The 23,059-nt window shown below is 73.2% G+C and carries 28 protein-coding genes; 16 read left to right on the forward strand and 12 right to left on the reverse strand.

The genetic code is table 11. The features are described from left to right. Position 1: 1 nt before the first annotated feature. Positions 2-748: a GNAT family protein gene (locus EIY87_RS32950; protein ID WP_125313819.1), complete on the forward strand. Its 747-nt coding sequence runs from the start codon at positions 2-4 to the stop codon at positions 746-748. 34 nt (positions 749-782) lie between these two features. Here the strand turns inward: EIY87_RS32950 and EIY87_RS32955 are convergent, their stop codons facing one another. The 3 genes from EIY87_RS32955 to EIY87_RS32965 all read right to left on the reverse strand — a co-directional run bounded on the left by EIY87_RS32955 (position 783) and on the right by EIY87_RS32965 (position 4,253). Then, positions 783-1,772 (reverse strand): hypothetical protein, encoded by a 990-nt coding sequence (locus EIY87_RS32955; protein ID WP_125313820.1) that lies wholly within the window; start codon positions 1,770-1,772, stop codon positions 783-785. A 91-nt stretch (positions 1,773-1,863) separates the two neighbouring features. Further along, the gene (locus tag EIY87_RS32960; RefSeq protein WP_125313821.1) at positions 1,864-3,483 is read right to left on the reverse strand and encodes a thiamine pyrophosphate-binding protein; all 1,620 of its coding nucleotides are present in this window, start codon (positions 3,481-3,483) and stop codon (positions 1,864-1,866) included. Next, positions 3,480-4,253 carry a cyclase family protein gene (locus tag EIY87_RS32965; protein WP_125313822.1) on the reverse strand — a complete coding sequence of 258 codons (774 nt, stop codon included), beginning with the start codon at positions 4,251-4,253 and terminating at the stop codon, positions 3,480-3,482. The genes EIY87_RS32960 and EIY87_RS32965 overlap by 4 nt, the downstream gene beginning before the upstream one ends. A 117-nt stretch (positions 4,254-4,370) precedes the next feature. Here EIY87_RS32965 and EIY87_RS32970 point away from each other — a divergent pair, with 117 nt between their 5' ends. From EIY87_RS32970 to EIY87_RS32980, 3 genes are all read left to right on the forward strand, one after another. After that, positions 4,371-4,760 (forward strand): GntR family transcriptional regulator, encoded by a 390-nt coding sequence (locus EIY87_RS32970; protein WP_125313823.1) that lies wholly within the window; start codon positions 4,371-4,373, stop codon positions 4,758-4,760. Between the two features lie 148 nt (positions 4,761-4,908). Continuing rightward, the gene (locus EIY87_RS32975; protein WP_125313824.1) at positions 4,909-5,763 is read left to right on the forward strand and encodes an ABC transporter ATP-binding protein; all 855 of its coding nucleotides are present in this window, start codon (positions 4,909-4,911) and stop codon (positions 5,761-5,763) included. After that, complete coding sequence (locus tag EIY87_RS32980) at positions 5,751-6,713, forward strand: ABC transporter permease (protein ID WP_125313825.1); 963 nt, start codon at positions 5,751-5,753, stop codon at positions 6,711-6,713. Before EIY87_RS32975 ends, EIY87_RS32980 begins: the two co-directional genes overlap by 13 nt. Before the next feature lie 392 nt (positions 6,714-7,105). Here the strand turns inward: EIY87_RS32980 and EIY87_RS32985 are convergent, their stop codons facing one another. Then, positions 7,106-7,951, reverse strand: a complete 846-nt coding sequence (locus EIY87_RS32985; RefSeq protein ID WP_125313826.1) for an SAM-dependent methyltransferase — start codon at positions 7,949-7,951, stop codon at positions 7,106-7,108. A 77-nt stretch (positions 7,952-8,028) separates the two neighbouring features. Next, the gene (locus EIY87_RS32990) at positions 8,029-8,223 is read right to left on the reverse strand and encodes a hypothetical protein (protein ID WP_125313827.1); all 195 of its coding nucleotides are present in this window, start codon (positions 8,221-8,223) and stop codon (positions 8,029-8,031) included. Between the two features lie 198 nt (positions 8,224-8,421). On the opposite strand from EIY87_RS32990, the gene EIY87_RS32995 reads away from it, so the two are divergent. Together EIY87_RS32995 and EIY87_RS33000 are read left to right on the forward strand one after the other, a co-directional pair. Then, complete coding sequence (locus EIY87_RS32995) at positions 8,422-9,156, forward strand: sugar phosphate isomerase/epimerase family protein (RefSeq protein WP_125313828.1); 735 nt, start codon at positions 8,422-8,424, stop codon at positions 9,154-9,156. Then, on the forward strand, positions 9,153-10,253 hold the full coding sequence (locus tag EIY87_RS33000) for a Gfo/Idh/MocA family protein (RefSeq protein WP_125313829.1): 1,101 nt from the start codon (positions 9,153-9,155) through the stop codon (positions 10,251-10,253). The genes EIY87_RS32995 and EIY87_RS33000 overlap by 4 nt, the downstream gene beginning before the upstream one ends. Before the next feature lie 185 nt (positions 10,254-10,438). Here the strand turns inward: EIY87_RS33000 and EIY87_RS33005 are convergent, their stop codons facing one another. Then, positions 10,439-11,026 (reverse strand): TetR/AcrR family transcriptional regulator, encoded by a 588-nt coding sequence (locus tag EIY87_RS33005; protein ID WP_125313830.1) that lies wholly within the window; start codon positions 11,024-11,026, stop codon positions 10,439-10,441. Positions 11,027-11,149: 123 nt separating this feature from the next. Between EIY87_RS33005 and EIY87_RS33010 the strand changes: the two genes are divergently transcribed. Together EIY87_RS33010 and EIY87_RS33015 are read left to right on the forward strand one after the other, a co-directional pair. After that, the gene (locus EIY87_RS33010; RefSeq protein ID WP_191984359.1) at positions 11,150-11,932 is read left to right on the forward strand and encodes a DeoR/GlpR family DNA-binding transcription regulator; all 783 of its coding nucleotides are present in this window, start codon (positions 11,150-11,152) and stop codon (positions 11,930-11,932) included. Further along, positions 11,929-13,122 (forward strand): MFS transporter, encoded by a 1,194-nt coding sequence (locus EIY87_RS33015; RefSeq protein ID WP_125313831.1) that lies wholly within the window; start codon positions 11,929-11,931, stop codon positions 13,120-13,122. Before EIY87_RS33010 ends, EIY87_RS33015 begins: the two co-directional genes overlap by 4 nt. On the opposite strand, the gene EIY87_RS33020 is transcribed toward EIY87_RS33015, so the two are convergent. After that, complete coding sequence (locus tag EIY87_RS33020; RefSeq protein ID WP_125313832.1) at positions 13,119-14,093, reverse strand: cation diffusion facilitator family transporter; 975 nt, start codon at positions 14,091-14,093, stop codon at positions 13,119-13,121. The two genes, EIY87_RS33015 and EIY87_RS33020, sit on opposite strands and share 4 nt — an antisense overlap. A 54-nt stretch (positions 14,094-14,147) precedes the next feature. On the opposite strand from EIY87_RS33020, the gene EIY87_RS33025 reads away from it, so the two are divergent. The 3 genes from EIY87_RS33025 to EIY87_RS33030 all read left to right on the forward strand — a co-directional run bounded on the left by EIY87_RS33025 (position 14,148) and on the right by EIY87_RS33030 (position 15,410). Then, a complete protein-coding gene (locus EIY87_RS33025) occupies positions 14,148-14,504 on the forward strand; it encodes an ArsR/SmtB family transcription factor (RefSeq protein WP_125313833.1) in 357 nt (118 codons plus the stop codon). Between the two features lie 260 nt (positions 14,505-14,764). Further along, on the forward strand, positions 14,765-14,917 hold the full coding sequence (locus EIY87_RS47825; RefSeq protein ID WP_158641398.1) for a hypothetical protein: 153 nt from the start codon (positions 14,765-14,767) through the stop codon (positions 14,915-14,917). A gap of 46 nt (positions 14,918-14,963) precedes the next feature. Beyond that, a complete protein-coding gene (locus EIY87_RS33030) occupies positions 14,964-15,410 on the forward strand; it encodes a nitroreductase family deazaflavin-dependent oxidoreductase (protein ID WP_225440178.1) in 447 nt (148 codons plus the stop codon). On the opposite strand, the gene EIY87_RS33035 is transcribed toward EIY87_RS33030, so the two are convergent. Next, a complete protein-coding gene (locus tag EIY87_RS33035) occupies positions 15,407-16,186 on the reverse strand; it encodes a GAF and ANTAR domain-containing protein (protein ID WP_191984360.1) in 780 nt (259 codons plus the stop codon). The genes EIY87_RS33030 and EIY87_RS33035 overlap by 4 nt on opposite strands. A 96-nt stretch (positions 16,187-16,282) precedes the next feature. Between EIY87_RS33035 and EIY87_RS33040 the strand changes: the two genes are divergently transcribed. The 3 genes from EIY87_RS33040 (at position 16,283) to EIY87_RS48130 (ending at position 17,431) form a co-directional block, all read left to right on the forward strand. Beyond that, positions 16,283-16,891: an HSP18 transcriptional regulator gene (locus tag EIY87_RS33040; RefSeq protein WP_125313834.1), complete on the forward strand. Its 609-nt coding sequence runs from the start codon at positions 16,283-16,285 to the stop codon at positions 16,889-16,891. A gap of 103 nt (positions 16,892-16,994) precedes the next feature. After that, entirely contained in the window at positions 16,995-17,231 is a 237-nt protein-coding gene (locus EIY87_RS33045) for a DUF6480 family protein (RefSeq protein ID WP_125313835.1), read from the forward strand. A gap of 29 nt (positions 17,232-17,260) precedes the next feature. Beyond that, positions 17,261-17,431 (forward strand): hypothetical protein, encoded by a 171-nt coding sequence (locus tag EIY87_RS48130; protein ID WP_191984361.1) that lies wholly within the window; start codon positions 17,261-17,263, stop codon positions 17,429-17,431. Here the strand turns inward: EIY87_RS48130 and EIY87_RS47830 are convergent. Genes EIY87_RS47830 through mdlC form a run of 4 tightly spaced genes read right to left on the reverse strand, consistent with a single transcriptional unit; the run spans position 17,428 to position 21,846 of the window. Then, the gene (locus EIY87_RS47830; protein WP_158641399.1) at positions 17,428-17,595 is read right to left on the reverse strand and encodes a hypothetical protein; all 168 of its coding nucleotides are present in this window, start codon (positions 17,593-17,595) and stop codon (positions 17,428-17,430) included. The genes EIY87_RS48130 and EIY87_RS47830 overlap by 4 nt on opposite strands. 9 nt (positions 17,596-17,604) lie before the next feature. Further along, the gene (locus EIY87_RS33050; RefSeq protein ID WP_125313836.1) at positions 17,605-18,828 is read right to left on the reverse strand and encodes an MFS transporter; all 1,224 of its coding nucleotides are present in this window, start codon (positions 18,826-18,828) and stop codon (positions 17,605-17,607) included. Positions 18,829-18,841: 13 nt separating this feature from the next. Then, a complete protein-coding gene (locus EIY87_RS33055) occupies positions 18,842-20,269 on the reverse strand; it encodes a benzaldehyde dehydrogenase (protein WP_125313837.1) in 1,428 nt (475 codons plus the stop codon). Between the two features lie 2 nt (positions 20,270-20,271). Next, positions 20,272-21,846: a benzoylformate decarboxylase gene (gene mdlC, locus EIY87_RS33060; protein ID WP_125313838.1), complete on the reverse strand. Its 1,575-nt coding sequence runs from the start codon at positions 21,844-21,846 to the stop codon at positions 20,272-20,274. A gap of 98 nt (positions 21,847-21,944) precedes the next feature. On the opposite strand from mdlC, the gene EIY87_RS33065 reads away from it, so the two are divergent. Together EIY87_RS33065 and EIY87_RS49340 are read left to right on the forward strand one after the other, a co-directional pair. Beyond that, positions 21,945-22,835, forward strand: coding sequence for a LysR family transcriptional regulator (locus EIY87_RS33065; protein ID WP_125313839.1), 891 nt, complete (start codon positions 21,945-21,947; stop codon positions 22,833-22,835). A gap of 133 nt (positions 22,836-22,968) precedes the next feature. Then, entirely contained in the window at positions 22,969-23,046 is a 78-nt protein-coding gene (locus EIY87_RS49340) for a tryptorubin family RiPP precursor (protein ID WP_225440239.1), read from the forward strand. The last annotated feature ends 13 nt before the right edge of the window (positions 23,047-23,059 follow it).

Here is a 23,059-nt window from a genome sequence, read left to right on the forward strand (position 1 = left end):
CGTGCTCGTGACGCTGGCGCGGCGGCCGGACCTCGCCGAAGCCGTCTACGCCATCCCGTACCCGCCGGGCTCGCCGGCGTTCATGGCGGGCAGCCTCGCGAGCCTGCTGGTGCGCGGCCGCCGGGTGGCCCGCCGCTGGCCGCACCTCGTCGTCGCGCTGCTCGACGGCGATCAGCCGATCGCACGCGGGATCATGGTGCCCTTCCGCGGCCGCGGTTCGCTGCCCGCCCGCGGCTGGGACGAGGTGGCGGTGTGGGCCGCGGAGGACGCGCTCGACGACGTCGTGCCGGACACCGCGGGCGCGCTGGAGATCGCCGTCCACCCGGAGCACCAGGGCCGTGGCCACTCCCGCACGGTGCTCGTCGCGATGCGGGAAGCCGCCGCGGCGGCCGGACTGGGGTCGCTGGTGATCCCGGTCCGGCCGCCGGACAAAGCGGCGGTGCCGTCGCAGCCGATGCGCGAGTACGCCGCCGAGACCCGCGCGGACGGGCTGCCTGCCGACCGCTGGCTGCGCACCCACGTCCGCGCGGGCGGCCGCGTCGAAGGCGTCGCCCCCTGTTCGGCGACGGTCCAGGCGCCGCTCGAGGACTGGCGGCGCTGGACCGGCCTGCCCTTCGACCGCGACGGCGTCGTGCCGGTCCCGGGCGCGCTCGCCCCGGTGTTCGTCTCGGTGGCCCAGGACTTCGCGGTCTACGTCGAGCCGAACGTCTGGGTCTCGCACCCGGTCGTGAGTGTTCAGTCGGGTTAGAACCCGACTGAACACTCACGACCCCCGCGCGAGACTAGCCGCGCAGCAGTACTCCGGACGTGCGTTCCCGGTCGAAGAAGAACTCCGGCCACTCCAGCCCGTCCGGCGGCGCCTGGATCGCCGTCGCCCGCCGCCGGAGTTCGTCCAGGTAGGCCGTGTCCAGGATCGCCCGGGCCGACAACGGCTCGCGCAGCAGCGTGTCCGCCGGTCCTTCGTACAGGTAGGCGTCCACACCCGGGTAGCCCTTGGTGCCCGGCGGGTAGTCCCGGTTCAGCGGGAAGTACGTCGACTCGAGCCCGCCCAGCCAGGAAGTCCGCAGCGGCACCAGCGCGGGCCACGACCCCAGCCGCTGTTCGAGCCGGGTGTTGTCCGCGGTGAACCCGCGGTGGTCCGCGACGACGTACGCCGCACCGGGGTGCGCGCGCTCCAGCCGGGCGACCGCGCCGCTGCCGCCGTCGTGCGTCAGGTGCCCGAGGCCGAACAGCATGAGGACCTTCCGGTTCCGCTGCAGCACCTGGGTTTCCACCACCGAGGCGATGGTCGCGTCGCGGTCGAGGAACGGCTCCAGGTCGGCCGGCGCCTGGACGCGGCTCCAGTCGACCGGCGGGTCGCACGCCAGCACGCGGATCTTCCGCGCGGCGGGCAGCGTCGTGTTGACCTGCCGCACCAGCGCGAAGAGCTGCTCGTAGAACGTCGAGAACCCGCAGCTCGGCTGCGTCGTGTCGCGCCACACGCGGCTGATGTCCGGGACGTCGTCGCCTGCGATGTAGCGGTCGAGCATCGGCTGCAGCAGCGAGTTGCCGCATTCCACCGCGATGTCGTTGACGCGGCCGGGGAAGCGCGGGTCGCGGACGAGGTCGACCAGGAACGTCCCGACGTCCGGGCTGGACTTCGCGACGATCGCGTGGTCGTCGAACGCGGCGAGGAAGGCGCCCGCGGCGTCGGCGGGCGGCCGGGACTGGCCCGCGTCCGCCGGTGCGGCGAACAGGGTGACGGCCGCCAAGACGGCCAGGAAGAGTCGCATCGAGGCTCCATGACTAGTTCCCCCACTGTCTTACGACTATAAGACAACGAGGCCAGCATTCAGCCCGGCGGGGACGCTTGTCAAGGCCGGATCAGTGCCGGAACGCCTCCGCGAGCCACCACGACCCGCCGTCGTCGGCGATCTTCGCGTCGATCACCAGGGGTGCGGTCCGCGGTCCGGCCAGCCACTCGCGCACCGCGGACAGGTCGCCGGCCGACCGGACCGTCACGCCCGCGCAGCCGAAGCCGCGGCCGATCGCGGCGAGGTCGGAGTCGGGGAAGCGGACCGTCGTCATGTCGGCGTCGCCGAAGTGGTGGATCTCCGCGCCGTAGGCCGCGTCGTTGTAGACGACGACCACCAGCGGCAGCCCCAGCCGGACCGCGGTGTCCAGTTCGGACAGTGCCATGTGGAACCCGCCGTCGCCGGTGCCGAGCACCGGCAGGCGGTCCGGGCGGGCGAGCGCCGCGCCGATCGCGGTGCCCAGGCCCAGCCCGATGCTCTGGAACGCTTGCGTGAAGCAGAATCCCCGCTCGTCGGGCACCGAAAGGTAGGCGCTCGGGTAGCCCATGAAGTTGCCCGAGTCGATCGAGACGATCCGCTCCGCCGGCAGCAGCTCGTCGAGGAGCTTGCTCAACGTCCGCGGATCGATGCGCCCGTCGCCCGAGAGGTCCTCGTGCTCGACGTCGTTCCAGCGCCCGGTCGCGATCCGGCCGGCGACGTCGCCGGTGCGGTAGCCCTGGCGCTCCTTCGCCACGGCCAGCACCTCCACCGCGGTGGCCGCGACGTCACCGACGACGCCGAGGTCGACCGGCCGGTGCGCGCCGAGGGCCGCCTGCTCGACGTCGACCTGGACGAGCTTCGCGTGCGGGCTGAGCAGCTTGCCGTGCCGGGTCGTCCACATGTTCAGCGCGCAGCCCCAGCCGACGACGAGGTCGGCGCCCAGGATCAGCTCGGCGGTGGCCGGCGACGCGAACCCGCCCGAGATGCCCAGCGCGAACTCGTCGCCGTGGAAGAGCCCGTGCGCGACGGCGGACGTCGCCAGCAGCGCACCGCACCGCGAAGCCAGTTCCCGCAACGGTTCCCGGCTGTCGCGCGCGCCGCGGCCGGCGATGAACACCGGCCGTTCGGCGGCCGCGAGGAGGTCCGCGAGCGCGGCCACCGAAGCGGCGTCCGGCCGCACCGCCGCGGGGCCCGGGATCTCCGGCAGCGGCGACGGCGAAGGCGCGGGCTCGGCCTGGACGTCGAGCGGGAGGTTCAGCACGACGGTCCGGCGCTGCTGCCGCGCGGTCCGGAACGCCCGCACGGTGTCGGCGACCGCGCTCGCGGCCGAGTGCACGCGCTCCGGCACCGCGCCGACCGCCGCGGCCAGGCCGTCCTGGTCGACGCGGAAGTTCGACAGCACCGACGCCCCGGCGGAGTCGGCGGTCAGCACGATCATCGGCGTCCGGCTCTTGGCGGCCTCGGTGATCCCGGTGACGGCGTTGGTCAGCCCGCAGCCCTGGTGCAGCGACAGCACCGACACCTGCCCGCTCATCCGCGCGTAGGCGTCGGCCATGCTCGCCGCGCCGCCCTCGTGGCGGGCGGCGACGAACCGGACGCCGCCCGTGCGCAGCGCGTTGGTCACCTCGAAGTTGCCGCTGCCCACCACGCCGAACGCGGTGCCGGCGCCGAGGTCCGCGAGGGTGCGGCCGACGAGTTCGGCGACGTTCACCGCTCCACCAGCGCCAGCACGCGCGCCGGACTGCCGGAGCCGCCGACGATCGGCAGCGGCGAGACCACCAGCAGCGTCCCGGTCGGCGGCAGCGAGGCGAGGTTCCGCAGCTGCGTCAGGCCGTGCTTCCCGGCGCCCAGCAGGAGTTCGTGGCAGGGGAACATCGGCTCGAGCGCGGGCGCCTGTCCCGCGTCGGTCCCGACGGTTTCGACCCCGAGCCCGGTGATCGGCGTTTCCTCGGCGAGCCACCGCGCGCACTCGGGTGAGACACCGGGGGAGTGCGACCCGGTCTCGTCGGCGTTGAGGAACTCTTCCTGGTCGGCGCTGCGCGCGTCCCAGCCGGTGCGGTAGAGCAGCCAGCCGCCGTCGGGCAGCGGCCCGTGCTCGGCCGTCCACGCGCGGACGTCGTCGATCGAGAGCAGGAAGTCCGGGTCCTCCGCCGCCCGCGCCGAGAAGTCGAGGACGACCGCGGGCGCGACGAGCGTCTTCAGCGGCACCTGCGAGACGTCGTGACCGTCCTTTCCGGACACCCAGTGCACCGGGACGTCGAGGTGCGTGCCGGTGTGCTCGCCGGTGTGGATGTCGTTCCAGTACCAGCGCGGCCCGCGCTCGTCGTAGCGGCTGATCTCTTCGAGCCGGAACGGGATGGTGTTGGCGAAGGGCTCCGGTAGCTGCAGGATCGGCGTGCTCGAGCTCAAGGGAGCGGTGAGGTCGACGATCTCGACCGCCCCCGAGGTGATCGCCTTGCCGAGCCCGTCCAACAACGACATGCCTGCCTCCCGGTGCCGGTGTGCCTCTCGATCGAGACCCTATGCCCGCGACGGCCGCCTTGACAGCGCCGTGTTCCCCGGTGTTGTCTTACTGCCGTAGGACAGTAGGAGGCCCGGGTGATCGAGTTCGTCCTGGACGGCCGTTCGCGGGTCGCCACGTACATGCAGCTCGTCGTGCAGGTGAAGCAGGCACTGCGGGTCGGCCTGCTGCGCCCCGGCGACCAGCTGCCGAAGGTGCGCGACGTGGCCCAGGAGCTGGCGATCAACCCGAACACGGTGCTCAAGGCCTATCGCGAGCTGGTCCTGGAAGGCCTGGCCGACGGACGGCCGGGGGTGGGCACGTTCGTCACGGGCGACCTGGCGGGCCCGTCGCTGGGGGCGCAGGCGCAACTGCGGGACGAGCTGGTCACGTGGCTGGAGCGAGCGGAAGCGGGGGGGATGACGCCGGACGACATCGCGGCGCTGATCGAGACGACGATGCGCGGGACTGCGGCGCCGCGCGCGTAGTGGGAATCGGGATGGACTGGACGGTCAGCGCGGCAGATCCACCTCCGCGACGTCATGAAAGGGTCGTTCACCTCGCCAGACGACATGAACGCCCCTTTCATGACATCCACCGCGACCCGGCACCACCACGCAGGCTAGGGGGCTGAAGATGGAGCTGGCGGTCGAAACCCGCGGACTGGGCAAGCGGTACCGTCGCACCTGGGCTCTGCGCGACTGCGACCTGACCGTCCCCGCCGGACGGATCGTCGCGCTCGTCGGCCCGAACGGCGCGGGCAAGACCACCCTCCTCCACCTCGCAGCCGGACTCCTGCGGCCGGACTCCGGCGAGGTGCGCGTGTTCGGCCACCCGCCCGCGGCCGCGCTCCCCGAAATCGGGTTCGTCGCCCAGGACACCCCGCTCTACCGCGACTTCACCGCCGCCGAGCTGATCACCATGGGTGGCAAGCTGAACCACCGCTGGGACGCCGCGGCGGCGCGGGCGCGGCTCGGCCGGGTGCCGCTGGACCGGCCGGCCGGCAAGCTCTCCGGCGGGCAGCGCGCGCAGGTCGCGCTGGCGCTCGCGCTGGCCAAGCGGCCGCGGCTGCTCCTGCTCGACGAGCCCATCGCGAGCCTGGACCCGCTGGCCCGCCGCGAGTTCCTGCGGACGCTCATGGGCGCGGTGGCCGACGACGGCACCACCGTGCTGCTGTCGTCGCACCTGCTGACCGACCTCGAACGCACCTGCGATCACCTGATCGTGCTCCAGGACGCCCGCGTCCGGCTGGCCGGGCCGGTCGACGAACTGCTCGACGCGCACCGCACGGTCGTCGGCCCGCGGGCGGGCAGCGACGACATCGACGGCGTCGCGCAGGTCATCCGCGCCCACCACTCCGCGCGGCAGGCGACGCTGCTGGTGCGCCGCGCGGGGCCGATCGATCCACTGTGGACAGAACACGAAGTCGGCCTGGAAGACCTGGTGCTCGGGCACCTCGGCGCGGCGGAGGTGCCCGCGTGCTCTGGCTGACCTGGCGACGGCACCGCAAGCCCGCGCTGTTCGCGCTCGCGGTGCTCGGCCTGCTCGCCGCGGTCGTCGTGCCCACCGGGCTGGCGATGCGCGAAAAGTTCGACGGCTACGGCCTCGGGGCGTGCCGCGCGGCGCTGGGCACCGCGTCGATGGTCACGCAGACCGAAGCGGTGGCACGGTGCGACAGCCTCGGCCACCAGTTCCAACGGGAGTTCGGGAACCTCCAGTTCGCCGCCGTCCTGTTCGTGGTCCTCCCGGCGCTGATCGGTGTCCTCTTCGGCGCGCCGCTGGTGGCCCGCGAGGTCGAGCAGGGCACCCACCGCCTGGTCTGGACCCAGGGCGTGAGCCGGCTGCGGTGGGCGCTCACGACGTTCGGCCTGACCGGCGCCCTCACGGCAGTGCTGGCGGCCGGGTACGCACTGGGCGTGTCGTGGTGGTTCGAGCCGCTGGTCACCGCGAGCACCGGCCGGCTCGCGTTCCTCGCGTTCGACGTCCAGGGGATCGTGCCGGTCGCGTACACGCTCTTCGCGCTCGCGCTGGGGATCTTCGCGGGCACGTACTGGCGGCGCGTGGTGCCGGCGATGGCGCTCGCGCTGGCCGGGTACGCCGTCGTCCGGATCGCGGTCGAGGTCCTCGCCCGGCCCCACTACCTGCCCGCGCAGGTGCGGACGTTCTCGCCGGACGGCACGCAGACCCCGAATCCTGCCTCAGGCGACTGGGTCCTGACCCAGAGCGTCCGCGACGGGGCCGGGCAGGTGGTCCTTCCGAAAGCCCAGATCGGCCCGTGCCCGCCCGGGCAGTGCGCGACCGACCCGGGCACCACCAACTGGCTGGAATTCCAGCCGGGGGACCGGTTCTGGACGTTCCAGGGCATCGAAGCCGGCATCTTCGCGGTACTGACGGCGGCGCTGGTCTATTTCGCGATCCGCCGCGTCCGCACCATCGCCTGAACCCAGCGCCCCAAGGCCACATTGGGGTTTCTCAGTAGCCGCGCTGATTGCCTCGTTGAGGTCCGGTCGGGCCCGCGTTGCCTCGGGACCGGTCGCTCCCATCGGCGGCATCGCGGTGGGTGGTGATGTCTTGAATGACTCATTCAGGTCTTCGGAGGTCCTGAATGACTCATTCAAGACGCGAGCGCAGCCGCAGCCGACCAGACCACCGGCTCGACCGCGCTCACCCAGCCGCTACCGAGAAACCTCATCGGGGCGCTTGGCCAGCGGCGAACGGCGGTTTTGCAACGTTGCACCGACCGGGTGAGAACTCGGGGAGATGTCCACTGCGGACAGTGCGCGCATGGTGCAGTTCGGCGGCACCGGACCGCCGACCACCTCTGGCGGCTCCGCTAGCGCTTGACGCCGACGATCCCCGCCACGCACTTCGCCGAGTCGGACAGCGGGGTGAGGCGGGGCCCGTCCGGCCACCATTCGTCGCACACGGCCAGGCCCGGCTCGGATGTGGCGTTGGGCTGGACCAGCTCGAGGCCCGGCAGCATCGCTTCGATCTCGGCGCGGGTGCGGAACCGGCCGGCGCCGAGCGGGCCCTGGACCAGGATCTGCTCGATGCGCTTGGCGATCTCGGTCAGCTCCGGCACCTCGGGGTCGAAGAAGTGCGAAAGGACCACGTACGAGCCCGGGGCGAGCGCGTCGATGTACTCGCGCATGACGTCGACGGCGCCGTCGCCCTCGAAGTGGTGCATCGTGCCGACGTGCAGCAGGGCGACCGGCTCGGAGAAGTCGATGTGCCGCCGCACGTCGTCGTTCCCGAGCACCGCCTCCGGCTTGAAGATGTCCGCGTCGACCATGTGCGTGAAGTCGTTCTCGACGAGCAGCGCGCGGCCGTGCGCGAGGACCACCGGGTCGTTGTCGACGTAGACGACCGTGTGGTCCTTGTCGATGCGCTGGACGATCTGGTGGGTGTTCTCCGCCGTCGGCAGGCCGGAGCCGCAGTCGAGGTACTGCCGGATGCCGGTCTGCGCGGCCAGCATCCGCAGCGCGCGGTTGTGGAAACCGCGGTTGCCGCGGGCGATGTCGACCGCTTCCGGGACCGCGGTGCGGATCTTCTCCATCACCACGCGGTCGACCTCGTAGTAGTTGTTGCCGCCGAGGAACCCGTCGTAGATCCGCGCGATGCTCGGCCGGTCGGGATCGACTCCCACCGGCTTCTGGCTCGGGGACAGGGTCTCGGACATGGCGACCTCGCAGGACTTCGGCGGGCGGCGGTGCGCCACCCAGCGTAGTAGGTCGCGTCCGGGGGGTGAAGGCGAGGTCAGCCGCTCGGGCGCAGCCGCTGGTCCGGGATGTCGTCGCGGGTGCGCTCGGCGCGTTCGCGGCGCAGCCGTTCGAGGTGCTGCTCGATCCGGCGGTCGAGGTCGCGCGCGGCCTCGGACAGTTCCGTCAGGTCGCGACGGGACCACGGGTGGCCGATCGCCCCCGTGTCCACTTCGTCCCCTGCCCTGTCCACTTCCGGTACCTCCCGCGTCCGTTCGGTCCGCCCGCTCACCGGCGTTACTGCCCCAACGGAGGCCGGTCAAAACACCGGCGGTGGTGACGTCGGGCACGTGTGCCGCCGTCCGGTGGACCGCGCGCGGATTTCCTGGTGCCAATTCTGACCAGGTGGTAGAAATTCTGCAGAGTCCACCGTGACCTGGAGGAGCTGGGGATGAGCGACCTTTCCGTGCAGCTGTACTCGGTCCGCGACGCCTTCGCGGCCGATCCCGCCGACACCCTGCGGCGGCTCGCCGCGATCGGCTTCACGCAGGTGGAGCCGTACGGAGTAGTCGAAAACGCCGAAGCCCTGCGAGCCGGGCTGCCCGCCAACGGCCTGACCGCGCCGACCGCGCACGCGCGCCTGCTGGGCGCCGACCAGGCCGCGGTCTTCGCCGCGGCCGCCGAGCTGGGCATCGGCCTGGTCATCGACCCGCTGGTGAAGCCCGAGCAGTGGCAGGACCCGGCCGACATCGCGGCGACGGCGGACGCGCTCAACGCCGCGGCCAAGCTCGCCGCCGAGCACGGCGTGCGCGTGGGCTACCACAACCACTGGTGGGAGCTCGAGTCCCGGATCGGCGGCCGCAGCGCGTTCGAGGTCCTCGCCGACCAGCTCGACCCGGCCGTCGCGCTGGAGGTCGACACCTACTGGGCCACCGCAGGCGGGGAGGACGCGCCCGCCCTGCTGCGGCGGCTCGGCGACCGGGTCCGCGCGATCCACGTCAAGGACGGCGGCCTCGCCACCGATGCCACCGGCCAGGTCCCAGCCGGCCAGGGCCGGGTGCCGATCGCCGACGTGCTGGCCGCCGCGCCGGACGCGCTGCGCGTGATCGAATTCGACGCCTACGACGGCGACCTGTTCGCCGCCGTCGCCGCCAGCCACGCCTTCCTGACCGGCGCGGGCCGGTGACCGGCGGCCCGGTCGGCGTCGGGTTCGTCGGCGCCGGCGTCATCAGCGGTACCTACCTCGAGAACCTCACGAGCTTCCCGGACGTCCGCGTGCTGCGGATCGCTGACCTCGACACCGGGCGCGCGGCGGCGCGCGCGGCCGAGTACGGCGTGCCGCGGTCGGGCACGGTGGCCGAGCTGCTCGCCGACCCGGACGTCGAGCTGGTGGTCAACCTGACCGTCCCGGTCGCGCACGTCGAGGTCGGGCTCGCCGCCCTCGAAGCGGGCAAGCACGTCTGGGCGGAGAAGCCCCTCGCCCTCGACCGCCAGACCGGGCGCAAGCTCCTCGATCGGGCACGGGAGAAGAACCTGCGCGTCGCCAGCGCGCCCGACACGGTCCTCGGCGCCGCGCTGCAGACCGCGCGCCGGGCCGTCGACGGCGGCCGGATCGGCCGTCCCCTGACCGCGCTGGCGCTGTTCCAGGTACCCGGCCCGGAAGTGTGGCACCCGGCGCCGGAGTTCTACTACCAGCCGGGCGGCGGGCCGCTGCTCGACATGGGCCCGTACTACCTGACGGCGCTGGTGCACCTGCTCGGCCCGGTCCGGCGCGTCACCGGGGCCGGCGGCCGGGCGCGCGACACCCGCGTCGTCGGGTCCGGGCCGCGGGCGGGGACGGAGTTCCCGGTGCTGGTGCCGACCACGGTCACCGCGCTCGTGGAGTTCGAGCGCGGGTCCGCCCAGCTGGTGCTGAGCTTCGACTCGGCGCTCAAGCGGGCCGGGCTGGTCGAGCTGACCGGCACGCTCGGCACGGCCGTCCTGCCCGACCCCAACCGGTTCGACGAGCCGACCCGGCTGCACCTGCTCGGGCACGAGGAGCCGGAAGAGCTGGCGGCGGCCGGGCACCCGGCGTCCCGCGGCACCGGCGCGCTGGAGCTGGCGCGGGCGATCCGGGCCGGGGTGCCCGAACGCGCGTCCGGCGAGCTGGCCTACCACGTGCTCGACACGATGCTGGCCATCGACGAGTCGATGACCCGCGGGCAGAGCGTGGAGGTCGAGAGCACCGTCGAGGTCCCGCCGCCGCTGCCGCCGGGCTGGGACCCGTACGCGAAGACCCTCTAGCGTCGCGCCGTTGCAGCGGATGCCGCGACCAAGCGCCCCAAGGCGGCCTTCGGTGCTCCGCCCATGCCCCTACCGCCACCCTCAATGGAGGCGCTTCGCGCCGCAATGCTGAATCAACGCACCCAAGGCGGCCTTCGGTGCGCAAGACGCAACCAAGGCCACCTTGGGGCGCTCGATGCTGGACGCTAGAACGGGACGGTGAGCAGGTTCTGCAGGTAGAAGCGCAGCGAGCCGACCAGGTCCACCTCGCCGGGCACGGTCAGCCACTGCACCTGGAGGCCGTCCATCAGCGCGATGAACGTCAGCGCGGCCAGCCCGGGGTCGACACCCGCCCGCAGCTGGCCGCGCGCCGCCAGCACCTCGAACGACTCGTGCACGCCTTCGCGGGCGGCGCGGTAGTGGCGCTGGAAGTAGTCGTGCGCGGGGTGGTCCGGCGCGACCGCCTCGGCGGCCAGCCGCGAGTAGAGGTCGACGATCCCGGGGTGGCGGACGTTGTGCTCGGCGAGGGCGACGAAGTGGCGCAGGACCTCCAGCCCGGCCTCGACTCCCAGCTGCTCGCGCTCGGAGTCGTCGGCGTCCCGGCGTTCGAGCACCGCGGCGAGCAGCGCTTCCTTGGTGGGGAAGTGGTAGAGGAGGCCGGCGTGCGAAATGCCGACGCGCTTGGCGATCTCGCGCAGCGACGAGCCGTGGTAGCCGAGTTCGCCGTACGCCGCGGCGGCCGCCGTGATGATGTCCTCGCGGCGGATGCGGCCCTTCAGGTAGCCCCCGGTCACGGGGTCGCGGTGGTCTCGGCGGCGTGCACGGCACCATCATGCCGCAGCGGTCTTTCGCACAAACGACGTGAGTGTCCGAACAAATCAGTTGTGCGAACGGGCAGGGCTTGCGAGCATCACGGGGTGAAGAGCGCGGAACGGCACCGGGTGATCGTGGAGCGGCTTCGCGACGCCGACCAAGTGGGCGTCGCCGAGCTGGCCGCGGCCACCGGCGCGTCGGAGATGACAGTCCGCCGCGACCTGGACAACCTGGCTTCGCGCGGCGTGCTGCGGCGGGTGCACGGCGGTGCGGTTCCGGCGTTCCCATCCGGCGTCGAACCCCCGTTCGCGGCCCGGGCCACGGCGGCCGTCGAGGCGAAGCGGGCCATCGCGGCCGCGGCGGCCGAGCTGATCCGCGACGGCGAGACGATCGTCCTCGACAGCGGCACGACGGCGCTGGAACTCGCGCGCCTGCTGCGCGACCGGCCGGTGACGGTGCTGCCGTTGTCCCTGCACGCGGTCCGCGAGCTGGCCGACGCGCCCGAAGTCCGCCTGCTGCTGCCCGGCGGCGAACCGCGGCCGGGGGAGCAGGCCCTGGTCGGCCCGCTGACGCTGGCGTCGCTGCGCGCGCTGCGGTTCGACGTGGCGGTGCTGAGCCCGTGCGCGTTCGGCGTCGAGGAAGGCCTGACGGCGTTCGACCTCGACGACGCGGAGGTCAAGCGGCAGGCGCTGGCGGTGTCGGCGCGGTCGATCGTGCTCGCCGACAGCGCCAAGTGGGGCCGCGCCGCGCTCGCCCACGTCTGCCCCGCCGAGCGCCCGGACGTCGTGGTCACCGACCCGGGCGCCCCCGAAGACCAGCGCGCGGCGCTGACCGAACGCGGCGTGCTGGTGCACGTCGCCGTCCCCACGACCACGGAGAGCCGATGACGACCGCCCCGCCCCGCCCGCGCGCCGCCCGGTTCGCGACCTTCATGTTCTTCGGCCTCAACGGGTTCGGGATGGGCATGTGGGTGGTGCACATCCCGAACGTCGAGCGCGCGACCGGCATTTCGCACAGCACGCTGGGCGCGCTGCTGCTCGTGCTCGGCGGCGCCGCCTTCGCCGGCATGCAGGTGTCCGGCCCGCTCGTCGACAAGCTCGGCCACCGGCGGCTCGTGCCCGCCGCGGGGGTGTTCCTCGGCCTGGCGCTGTGCGCGCCCGGGTTCGCGGATTCCTGGTGGACGCTGGGCATCGCCCTCGCGCTGTTCGGCTTCGGCAACGGCGCCATCGACGTCGGGATGAACGCGCACGCGGTCGTCGTCGAGCGGGCCTACCCGCGCCCGATCATGGCGGCCTTCCACGCGATGTGGTCCATCGGCGGCGCGATCGCCGCGGTCATCGGCGCCGCGACGCTCGGCGCGGGCGTGCCCACCGGCGTCACGCTCACCGCCACCGGCGTGCTGTGCGTCGTGCTTTCCCTGGTGTCCGCGCGGTTCCTGATGGAACCGTCCGAGGCGCCAGCCGCCGTCGCGGAGGAGCCGGACGCCGCGCCGGCCCGCCGCCGCACCCCGGGTCGCGTGGTCTGGCTGCTCGGCCTGCTGGCGCTCGCGCTGATGCTGTCCGAAGGCGTCGCGAACGACTGGGCCGCGCTGCACATGGAAAAGGTGCTCGGCACGTCGGCCTCGACGGCGGCGTTCGCGTACGGCGCCTTCGCCGTGGCCATGACGACCGGCCGCTTCCTCACCGACCGCGTCGCGGCCTGGGCGGGCCCGGCGGCGATCGTCCGCTACGGCGCCGCGCTCGCCGCGGTCGGCCTGACGATCGCCGCGGCGGCGCCGTGGGTCCCGGTCTCCCTGGTCGGCTGGGCGCTGTTCGGCCTCGGCCTCTCGGGCGGCGTCCCGCAGCTGTTCACGGCGGCGGGCAACCTGGACACCCGCGCGTCCGGCGCGCTGATGGCCCGGGTGGTCGGCCTCGGCTACGTCGGCCTGCTGGCCGGCCCGGCGGTGATCGGCGGCCTGACGCACTGGCTGCCGCTGAACGTCACGTTCGCGCTGCCGGTGGTCCTGTGCGTGCTGGCGGCGCTGTCCGCCGGGGTGCTGAGCCCGAAGCCGGACCCGGTGGAGCAGCCCGTCGGTTAGTGGTGGACGGCCTCGTGCGCCCGGTCCGCGCCCGTGCTCGGTTCGGTGTGGACCACCACCGCGGTCAGCCGCGGGATCGTGTGCACCAGCCGGTGTTCGACGTCGTGCGCCAGCGCGTGGGCGGCTTCGACGGTCAGGTCCGCCGCGACCGTCACCGCCAGCTCGGCCCGCAGCTGGTGCCCGATCCACCGCATCCGCAGGTCCCGGGTGCCGAGCACGCCCTCGACGTCGCGGGCGGCGCGTTCGGCCAGCTCGACGGAGGCGGGGTCGACGGCGTCCAGGAGGCGCCGGAAGACCTCCTTCGCCGCGTCGCGCAGGACGAACAGGATCGCGACGGTGATGCCGAGCCCGACGATCGGGTCCGCGATCGGGAACCCGAGCGCGACCCCGGCCGCGCCCGCGACGACCGCGAGCGAGGTGAAGCCGTCCGTGCGCGCGTGCAGCCCGTCGGCGACCAGCGCGGCCGAGCCGATCTCGCGGCCGACGTTGATCCGGTAGCGCGCGACGAGCTCGTTGCCCGCGAACCCGATCACCCCGGCCGCGGCGACCACCCACGGGTGCCCGACCGGCTCGGGGTGCAGCAGCCGCACCACGGATTCGTACCCGGCGATGGCCGCCGAAGCCGCGACGACCAGCACGACGACCACCCCGGCGAGGTCCTCGGACCGCCCGAGGCCGTAGGTGTAGCGCCGGGTCGCGGCCCGGCGGCCGAGCAGGAACGCGATCCCGAGCGGCACGGCGGTCAGCGCGTCGGCGAAGTTGTGGATGGTGTCGCCCAGCAGCGCGACCGACCCGGTGACCAGCACGAGCCCGAGCTGCGCGACGGCGGTGACGAACAGCGCGGCGAAGGACCACACGAGCGTCCGCACCCCGCGCCGGCTCGTCTCGAGGGCGTGGTCGAGGCGGTCGGTGCTGTCGTGGCTGTGCGGGCGCCACCGCGAATGGCGGTGGCCGTGGCCATGTCCGGTCATGGTGGCAGTCTATCTGCGCAGGCACGCAGATACGCAAGTAGTAGGGTTACCGCCATGCACGCGTCGCTGCCGGAGTTCGACATGCCCACCGAAGAGCAGGTCCACCTGGCCGCGGAGTCGTTCCGCCTGCTCGCCGACCCGACCCGCATCAAGGTGCTGTGGGCACTGCTGCAGGGCGAGTCCTCGGTGGCCTGCCTGGCCGAACTGGCGGGCGCGGCCCCGACGGCGGTGAGCCAGCACCTGGCGAAGCTGAGGCTGGCGGGCCTGGTGAAGGGCCGCCGCGAGGGCACGTTCGTCTACTACTCGGCAGCGGACAACCACGTCCGCGGCCTCTTGGCGCAGGCGTTGCACCACGCGGAACACGTGGACCGCGAGATCCCGGCGGGCGACCACGCCCACCACCCGGCCTAGCCGACCGGCTCCTGCGGTTCCGTCGCCCAGCCCGCCGGGCAGTCCAGGTGCGGCTCCCGCCGCGCCCCCGCCGAGGCGAGGCCGGGCCTTGCCGACGTCGGCGGTCACCGGGGCAGGCCGGGTCGTCGAGGACCACGCCACGTCGAAGGCCGGCGGCCACCTCGGTGGACCTGACACGGTGTCAGGGTCAACGGTTCGGGGTAGTTGGCAGGTGATCGCCGTCCGAGCCGCGGGCGGTGCCTGGTGGAGGGAGACATCCGATGCCGATCTCGGCGACCGCGCCCCCGGTGACGCCCGAGCCGGTCCGGCCCGACCCCGATCAGCCCGAGCCGGTGCTGCCCGATCCGGAGCCCGGCGTGCCGGTGCCGGAGCCCGTGCCGCCCGAGGTGGAGCCGGGTCCCGAGCGAGAATGAAAACCAGATCATATGAAACTCGTATGACTTGGTGTACGGTCGAGGCATGACAACAGCGCAGAGCTACCGCCGGATGGTCAACGCCGGCAACAAGATCGTGGTCGGGCTCCAGCGGCTCGGCGTCGCCTTCGGGCCGATGCAGCTGCTCACCGTGCCCGGGCGGCGCACCGGCGTCCCGCGCACGTTCCCCGTCGCGGTGCTCCCCATCGACGGGCACCGCTACATCTTCCAGGCCTACCCGAAGGCGGCCTGGGTGGCGAACGTCCGGGCCGCGGCGGCGGTCACGCTCACCCGGGGCCGCCGGACGTCGACCGCGCGGCTCGCCGAGCTGCCCGTCGAGGAGCGGCGGCCGGTCCTGCGGAAGCTGGTCGAAACGAGCCCGCCGAGCGTGGGCAAGCGGTTCGTGACGACCGGGCTCGCCGAAGAGTCCACACCGGACGGGGTTGCCGCGGCCGCGGACCGCATCGCGGTCTTCCGCGTCGAAGCCGCTTAACCGCGTTCGAGGACGCGCAGCAGCCGCTCGGCGGCGGCACGCGCGGCCGCTCCCGGGCGGATCGTGCGCTCGCCGTCCGGCTGCGTCGCCGGCGCACCGGCGAGCAGCTCCACCAGCGCGACGGCGAGTTCGCGCACCTTGACGTTGGACTCCTGGCTCGCCCGCCGCAGCGTGGTCCAGGCTTCCTCGGGGTCGCAGCGCCGCAGGGCGATGACGATCCCCTTGGCCTCCTCCAGCGCGGCCCGCGACTGCAGGAGGTCCAGCATCTGGTTCACCCGGTCCGGGTGGGCGGCTTCGGTGACGACGAACGCCACCGCGGCGAGCCGTTCGTGGCGGCGCAGGACGTCGAGCGTCTGCTCGGTGGCCGGGCGGTCGAGCGCCGTGGACAGCACCAGAGTGCCCTCGCCCTCCCAGGCCACGGGTAGTGCCGCGACCCCGCGCACGCGCGGCCAGTCCGCGGCCGAGCCGGGGTGGTGCTCGATGAGCCCGCTCAGCGTGAGCGACGGCCAGCGTTCGTCGGTGTAGACGTCGGCGGTCACGACCGGTCGGCCGGTGCGCCCGGCGGTGGCGACCGGGCCGCCGAACCCGTTCAGCTGCGCGGGCACGAAGACGGCCGACAGCCCGTGGGTGGCGGCCACCCGCGGGAGGTCGCCGTCGCGGTGCACCGACACCGCCGCGCCGAGCGCGCCCGGCACGTCGGCGGCGATCCGTTCCAGCAGCTCTTCGAGCAGAGCGGTCACCCGGACCGGCTCGCCCGTCGTCGTTCGGGGACGCAACGTTACCCTCCGTGAAGGGGTCGAACCTTGCTGGACTCTGTTCTAGCATGTCGTCGTAGTGACGACAAGAAGAGGGTCGTCGAAAGGATGACGAGTATGGACGCGACCGATCCCGCCGAGGCGGTACGCCGGATCCACGACGTGGTCGCGGCCGCCCGCTCCGGCACCGCGGACCAGAGCCGGCTGCTGGCCGCGCTGGCGGATCTGCGCCTGCTGCGCGAGGAACTGACCGGCTGGGAGCCGGAGCTGATCACAGCGGCCAGGGGAGCGGGCGCGAGCTGGGTGGCGCTGGCTCCGGCACTGGGGGTCGCGAGCCGCCAGGCCGCGGAACGGCGCTACCTGCGCCTGCAGCCGTCGGACACCGGCGAGCGAACCGGCGAAGGGCGGGTCGGCGCGGAACGCGACCGCCGCGCGGGCGACCGGGCGGTCGCCGACTGGGCCCGCCGCAACTCGGCCGACCTGCGCCGCCTGGCGGGCCAGGTCAGCGCCCTGAACGGCCTGGGCCCGGCGGCCCAGGAAAGCGCGGACCGCATCGGCGCCGCCCTCGGCGACGACGACCCGGCGACGCTGCTCCCGCCCCTGGCCGCGGCCCAGCCCCACCTGACCGGCGAGCACGCCGGGCTGGCGGAGCGGGTGGGGGAGATCGCGCAGCACACGGCCCGGCTGCGCCGCGACGCCGCCGACCTCCGCCGGGCCCGCGACTGACGGCCGAATGCTTGTGCCAGGCACCGGCGAAGCCGTCGCACCGTGCCGGGTTTGTCCGACCGCCCTCCGGGCACCCGCCGACGGAGCGACGGAAGGACGCCCCATGACCGCCACACCCCCGGACCCGGACCCCCGCCGCACCCCCGACCTCGAACCCGGCGGCGGGGTCGCCCCGGGCAGCACGCCGCCCGACTCGGCCCAGACGTCCGGCCTGTCCCACCCCCAGCCGATGCCCTCGAAGACCACCCCGGTGCTCTGGCTCGTCCTCACCGGCATCCTCGTGCTGATGGTCGCCGCGCTGATCGTCTCGCTGGCCATCGGCTGGCTGGGCGGCGTCTGAGACCGCGCCCGAGCGGGTACCAGCGACGCATGGACGACACACCCGACCGCACGGAAACCCGCGCCGAGCTGCTGCCCGAGGAGCAGGCCGTGGACAGCGAGGATCCCGAAGGCCAGGCCCGCGAGGTGCTGCGCGACTCCGACCGGCGGACCGAGCACCCGGAACCCACCATGCGGCGCCGTCCCGAAGAGACGGCCTAGTCACCGCCGCGGAAGTTCTCCGCCGACCCGGGGTGGCCCGGCCGGGCCTTCGCGTCCTCGTCTTCCAGCGGCCCGTCCGGTTCACCGCGGCGGGGCTCGGGCTCGGGCTCGGGCCGGTTACCGCTCGAATCCTCTTCGCCGACTTCGTGGTGGGGTTCCGACATGCCCGGCGGCTACCCCGCGGACACCGGTGCCAACCGTTCCGGCGCGGGTGACTCCCCGCGCAGCGCCAGCACCGCGCCCAGGCCGAGCGCGGCCACGACGGCGAAGAAGTAGAAGCCCCACGGGTAGGCGACGCCCGCGGTGACCAGCGCGCCGGTCACGAACGGGCCCAGGATCGAGCCGAGCCGCCCGACCGCCGAGGTCAGCCCCAGCGCCGTGCCGCGCAGCCTGGCCGGGAACACCTGGGCGACGTACCCGTAGATCAGCACCTGCGCGGAGAACACGAACACGCCGGTCAGCAGCACGACCGTGTTCAGCAGGAACGCGTTCCCGATGCGCAGGCTCAGCGCCGCCAGCAGCACCGCGCCGGCACCGAACCAGATCCGGGCGATCGGCCGGATGCCGAAGCGGTCGGCGATCGTGCCCGCCAGCACCAGCCCGAGCACCGCGCCGATGTTCAGCACGAGCAGCAGCGTGATCGACGTCGAGATCGGGTACCCGGCGGTCCGCATCAGCTGCGGCAGCCACGTGTTGAGCCCGTAGACCAGCAGCAGTCCCATGAACGACCCGGTCCACACCGCGATGCTGACCCGCCGGAACCGGCTGCCGAGCAGGTCGCGCAGGCTGACGCGCTCGGTCTCCGGCTCCTCCTTCGCCGCCAGGTAGGCCGCGGACTCCGGCAGCTTCCACCACATCAGCGGCACGGCCAGCAGGCCGACGATCCCGCCGCCGTAGAACAGCAGGTGCCAGTCTTCCTTGGCATACAGCGCGAGGACCGACGTCAGCACCGCGCCGACGTGGTAGCCGGTCATCGTGAACGTGCTCGCGCTGGCGCGCCGCCGGGCGGGCAGGTTCTCCGACATCACCGTCAGCGCCACCGGCATGCACGCGCCGAGGCCGAGCCCGGCGACGAACCGGAACACGCCGAACGTCGCGACGTTCGGCGCCACCGGCGTCAGCAGCGTGAACAGGGAGAACAGCAGGACCGAGCCGATGAGCATGCCGCGGCGGCCGAACCGGTCGGTGAGCGGGCCGAGGAAGGCCGCGCCGACGGCGACGCCGATCAGCGAGACCGTCGCGACCAGCGTCGCGCCGGCCGCGGTGAAGCCGAGGTAGCCGCTCTTGAGCAGCGTCGGGATGGTGGCGCCGAGCGCGACCAGGTCGTAGCCCTCGAGCAGGACGGTCAGCCAGCAGAGGACCGCCGTCCACACGGGACGGACGGGAGACGTCGTCATTGCCGTTCTCCTTCTAGAAGGGGTAACCCGCGATGTCCGCGCGGACGGTCAGCCACTGCGTTTCGGTGAAGGCTTCGATGTTGGCCTTCGCCCCGCCGAAGCGGGAGCCGTTGCCGGAGTCGCCGACGCCGCCGAAGGGGGCGGTGGGCTCGTCGCCGACGGTCTGCTCGTTGATGTGCACCTTGCCCGAGCGGACCTCGTCGGCCAGCGTCATCGCGGTGCCGACGTCGCCCAGGATGCCGACCGACAGGCCGTACTCGGAAGCGTTGACCAGCCGCGCGGCCTCGTCGAGGTCGCGGTAGGCGCGCACCGGCGCGACCGGGCCGAAGATCTCTTCGCGCCACGCCGGGGTGTCGTCGGAGAGTCCGAAAAGGACGGTCGGCGGGTAGAACGGCGCGTCCGGCTTGCCGCCGGCCAGCACGCGGGCACCCGCCGCGACACTCCGGTCGACGACGTCGGTGACGTGCGCGAGCTGCCGGTCGTCGATGATCGGGCCGAGCGCGACGTCCCCGGTGGCCGGGTTCCCGACCGGCAGCCGCCGCGCCTTCTCCGCGAGGGCCTCGACGTATTCGTCCACTTGGGACTCGTGGACCAGGTGCCGCCCGGTGGTCATGCAGATCTGGCCCTGGTGCAGGAACGAGCCGAACGCGCCGGCGGACGCGGCCTTGGCGACGTCGGCGCCCGGCAGCACGACGAGCGCGTTGTTCCCGCCGAGTTCCAGGTGCACGCGCTTGAGCGAGCGCGCGGCGGCCTCGCCGACCTTGCGCCCGGCGGCGGTGGACCCGGTGAACGACACGACCGACACCTCGGGCGCGTCGACCACCGCGGCCCCGACGGCGGCGTCGCCGGGCAGCAGGTGCAGCAGCCCGTCCGGGAGCCCGGCTTCCTCGAAGATCCGCAGGATCGTCACGCCGCCGGACACCGCGGTCCGCAGATCGGGCTTGAGCAGCACGGCGTTGCCGAGCGCCAGCGCGGGCGCGACCGAGCGGATCGCCAGGATCAGCGGGAAGTTGAACGGCGAGATCACCGAGACCACACCGCACGGCTGTCGCCGCGCCAGCGACCAGCGGGGCTCACCGGTGCTCAGCACTTCGCCGAGCGGGTGCGTGGGCAGGGCCGCGGCCTCGAAGCAGATCCCGGCCGCCATCTCCGTCTCGATCCCGGCTTTCGGGCGCGTCGAACCGGCCTCGCGGACGATCCAGTCCTGCACCTCGGCGGCGTGCGCCTCCCACAGCTCACCGGCCCGGCGCAGCACCGCGGCGCGCTCGGCGGGCTTGCGCCGTGCCCAGTCGCGCTGGGCCTTCGCGGCCGCAGCCGCCGCTTCGGCGACGTCGTCCGGCGTCGCGATGCCCACGCCGCCCAGGGTTTCCCCGGTGGCCGGTTCGACGACCGGGTGGGTCCCGCCGCTGCCGCGCGTGAACTCGTTGTCCAGCAAGGTCATGATCACTCCGGTGTGGTCGGTTCGGTGTCGACCTGGATCAGCCGCGGGCCGTCCGGGGTCGACTTGAGCTGGTCGTGCAGGTCGCCGAGATCGGTGACGGTGGTGGCGGGCACGCCGTAGCCGGCGGCGATCGCGGTGAAGTCCAGTCCGGGGATTTCCGTGCCCGGCACGTCCGGCGTCCCGAGCAGCTCGCCGAACCACCGCAGGGCGCCGTAGACGCCGTTGCGCAGGATCACGAACGTGACCGGGACGCGGTAGTGCGCCGCGCTCCACAACGCCGTGATGCCGTAGTTGGCCGAGCCGTCGCCGATGACGCCGACGACCGGCCGGTCCGGGCTGCCCATGGCGACGCCGACCGCGGCGGGCAGGCCGAACCCGAGCCCGCCGGCGGCCGGGAAGAAGTACGAACCTTCGCGGCGCAGATCCATTTGCCGCCACCACGCCGAGTTCGTCGACGTCGATTCGACGACGTACCGGGTGTCGTCGGTCTGGGTCTCGCGCAGCGCGGCGAAAACCTGTTCCGGGTGCAGGGCTTTCGCGCCGGTCTTGGGCTCCGGGTCCACGGCGAACCCGCCGCCCGAGGTCCGCGCGGGCACCTTCGCGAGCAGGGCCTCGATGACCGGCGCCGGGTCGGCCACGAGCGCTTCGCCCATCGGGGCGCGGGCCGCGGCGCCGAAGTCGTCGGTCACCTGGATCAGCCGCGTGCCCTCCGGCAGGTACGCGCCGGGCACGTGCTGGTGGTAGCGGAACACCGGCGCGCCGAGCACCAGTACGAGGTCGTGCCCGGTGAACGCGGCCGAGATCGGCGCGATGCCGGCGGGCAGCACGCCGCGGAACAGCGGGTGCCGGTTGGGGAAGGGCAGCCGGTGCGGCGACGGCGCCACCCAGGTCGGCAGGCCGAGGTGCTCGGCCAGGGCGACGGCGCGGTCGAACAGGCCGGTGGCGTCGATGTCGCCGCCCAGCACCAGTGCGGGGTTCTCGGCCCCGGCCACCGCCGCGGCGAGCTCGTCGAGCTGGGCCGCGTCGGGTGTCAGTCCTCTTTGGACGTTCCGGTGCAGCGTCGCGGCGGCGTTCGCGGGCAGTTCGGCGGCCCAGTCGTCGTAGGGGACCGACAGGTAGGTCGGGCGCCGGTGCAGCTCGGCCTCGAACACCGCCTGCGCGAGCGAGCGCGGGACGTCCTCCGCGCAGCTCGGCTCGCCTGCCCAGCCGACCAGCGGCCGCATCAGCTGCGTGGCCTCGACGTTGGCGAGCATCGCCTCGAGCCCGATGGCCGACCGGACCTGCTGGCCGGCGGTCAGCACCAGGGGCGAGCGCGAGTAGACGGCGTTGGTCAGCGCGCCCATCGCGTTGCCCGACCCGGCGGCGGCGTGCAGGTTGACCAGCACCGGGCGGCCGGTCGCCTGGGCGTAGCCGTCGGCCATCCCGACGACGGCGCCTTCGTGCAGGCCGAGCACGTACCGGAAGTGCGACGGCAGCTCGGCCAGGAACGGCAGCTCGTTGGAGCCGGGGTTGCCGAAGATCGTGGTCAGGCCACGGCGGTCCAGGAACTCGTGGGCGAGCCGGCGGGCGGTGGGCATGCGCGGGTCCTCTCGGGCGGGTTGGACCAGACCCTAGGGAGCCCACCGGGCTGTGCTCCAATAAATGTTGCCGTGGTCGTTCATAGATGGGATCGATGATGCGGGACTTCGACCTCAACCTGGTCCGGACGTTCGTGCTGCTCTACGAGACCCGCAGCGTGACCGCCACGGCGGAGTCCCTGCACGTCACGCAGCCGACGATCAGCTACAGCCTGCAGAAGCTGCGGCGCCGGTTCTCCGACGAGCTGTTCCGCCGCACCGGCAGCGGCCTGGTGCCCACGACGACCGCCCGTGCGCTCTACGAGCCCCTGCACAGCGCGCTGTCCGGGATCGAGACGGCGGTCAGCGGCGCCTGGTCGTTCGACCCGTCGACCGCACGGGCGGCCTTCACGCTGTGCCTGTCCGACCTGGGGGAGATCTCCCTGCTGCCGCGCCTGATCGCCGCGCTGCCCTCGCGCGCGCCCGGTGTGACGCTGACCGTCCGCCCCCTCGACGTCGACCGCGCCGCCGACCAGCTCGGCCGCGGCGAGATCGACGCGTTCATCGCGTCCCCGCTGATCAGCTCCCAGCGCGTGGCGCGCGTCCCGCTGTTCTCCGAGGGCTACCTGGGGATGGTCGCGTTCGACCACCCGCGGCTCGGTTCCCGGGTCGACTTCGCCGCGCTGGCGGCCGAGCGCCACGTGACGGTGTTCGGCCCGACCGGCCACGACGGCCCGCGCCGCGCGCTGGAGGCCCACGGCCTGCTCGACCGGGTGGTGCTGGAGGTGACCCGCTTCGCCGCCTTGCCGTACCTGGTCCAGGACGGCGAGCTGGTGGCGATGGTCCCGCGCCTGGTGGCGGAGGTGTTCGCGGCCGAGCACCGGGTCCGCCTGTTCGACCTCCCGATGGACGTCGAGCCGGCGCAGGTGTCGGTGTACACGCGGCACACCCACGCCCGCAGCCCGGCCCAGCACTGGCTGGTGACATTCATGCGCGAAGTGCTCGGCTGATTTAACAGACATTTTTCTTCGCGCCCCTTTCCCGCCGAAAGATCTGGGCCGAACGTGTAGTGCTTGGTGCGGAACCGATCCAGTGCTGCCTAGTGTCGATCACGGTCCTGGAACCGAACTAGGGAGGAATCCGGTGAAGCTCGTCCGGCTGGTCAAGAAAGCGCTTCCCAAGAAGAGCCTGAAGGCGTACGCCTGGTACGGCTGGATCTGATCACCCGGCCGGT

Source organism: Amycolatopsis eburnea (assembly GCF_003937945.1).
GTDB lineage: Bacteria > Actinomycetota > Actinomycetes > Mycobacteriales > Pseudonocardiaceae > Amycolatopsis > Amycolatopsis eburnea.